A 1451-nucleotide genomic window follows, 5' to 3' on the forward strand; every position below is an offset into this window, starting at 1 on the left:
GACAGCCAGGCCATGCGCGACTTCATCTGTATCGATTTGGTCATCAAGAGTGTTCCCGACGCGACTGATCTTTCTTATTCAGTTTAGTGACAGTGGTATTGTGGGTCGCCTGTTCGATCAGGCCCCACATGAAGTGACGAAGAACCATAAAAAAGCTTGGGCATACGCCCAAGCAATCGATCAAAACAGCTTCTCTGCTATGCTACTAACTCACCCTAGAAACTATACTGGGCAGCCACCATCACACGGCTCGCATCTTCTTCACGGCCATCGGCCAACTCCGTTTCGAAGTAGCCGTACTCAATTCCGTACATCAAGCGTTCGTTGGGAGTCCACATCAGATTAAGAAATGTATTCTTGTTCTTTCTACCTGCATTCCCACCTACGGTAGGGTCGCCCAATTCGACATCGGTATAGCCATGGGACGCGTTCAGTGAATACTGTGGTGATATTTGATAAGAAAGACCAAGGGCTCCGCCATCGCCAGATAGCGTTTGCAGCTTACCGTTGGTATCGACGTAGGCATCGGCACCGTTGAAGTAATCGCCAGACAGATAGAGGTAACTGTTCGCCCCCTCGCTGGCGTTCACGATCGCTCTCAAGGTCACCGGTCCGGCATGGTAGGCACCTGCGGCGAAGGCCCCATAGCCCATTTCCGTATCCTTTTCGCTTCCGGTATCGTACTTCAGCTGCCGGGCGATGCCGGCGATTGAGTAGGAAAAGTCACCCATACTATCTTCATAGCGCAGGCTCAACGCGGGCATCGATGATACGGCATCGTCATTATCCGGTAGCAAATCATCTTCTGGCACGGAGCCATCGATGTTCTCCGCCAGCTGTGCCTTTGGATCCTCCGCAGCTATCGAGAATCCTCCCATGGTGTAGCGCAACTGGGCTAGGCGCGACCCATAGCCATTGCTTCCCGCCGTGCCGAGGAAATCCAGTGTGGGCGTGGCGGCGACGAAGGTGTTGTAATTCGACCAGGTCTGTCCGGCAAGGATCCCATTCCAGGAACCATAGGCATGCCGTAATCTGAAGCGCGAATTATCATCATTATAGGACCAGAAGTCCCCTTCGATTACGGTGTAAAGCGTGCTCCCCTCGACAGGCGTACTGGTCCGAAAGCCGATACGGCTCTGTGTGGCAGATGCCTGGAACTGATCTCCGACCTTATCTTCCGACCTTTCGATATCTCCAAAGTAACCTTCGTTAGCCGATCCGGCATCTTGATCGAAGCTGTAGGCCATATTGAGCCTAGCGTAACCATACAGCCCCACGGTGGTTTCTCCCACCTGGCTTTCCAGGGCCAGCGCAGAAGTCGTCCCCATTGCCAGGGCCATAGCCGTCAGTCCGCCTAGGGAAGCCTTTTTTTTGTTATTCCACATGATGACACCTTTTTATGAATTGGTTTGTTTTTACGCCGATTGCGGCACTATAAGGTTAGCGAAAAT

General features: G+C 52.6%; 1 protein-coding gene. It reads right to left on the reverse strand.

Translation table 11 applies throughout. The features are described 5' to 3' along the window. Positions 1–215: 215 nt before the first annotated feature. Positions 216–1385: a DcaP family trimeric outer membrane transporter gene (locus HUO07_RS21505; protein WP_113271323.1), complete on the reverse strand. Its 1170-nt coding sequence runs from the start codon at positions 1383–1385 to the stop codon at positions 216–218. Between the last annotated feature and the right edge of the window lie 66 nt (positions 1386–1451).

Origin of the sequence: Vreelandella maris, assembly GCF_013371085.1 — a bacterium.
In the GTDB taxonomy this organism is placed as follows: Bacteria; Pseudomonadota; Gammaproteobacteria; order Pseudomonadales; family Halomonadaceae; genus Vreelandella; species Vreelandella maris.

Bases quoted from the DNA above. Each gene is read 5' to 3' on its own strand.
- HUO07_RS21505 (WP_113271323.1), bottom strand. From the start codon at position 1,385: ATGTGGAATAACAAAAAAAAGGCTTCCCTAGGCGGACTGACGGCTATG.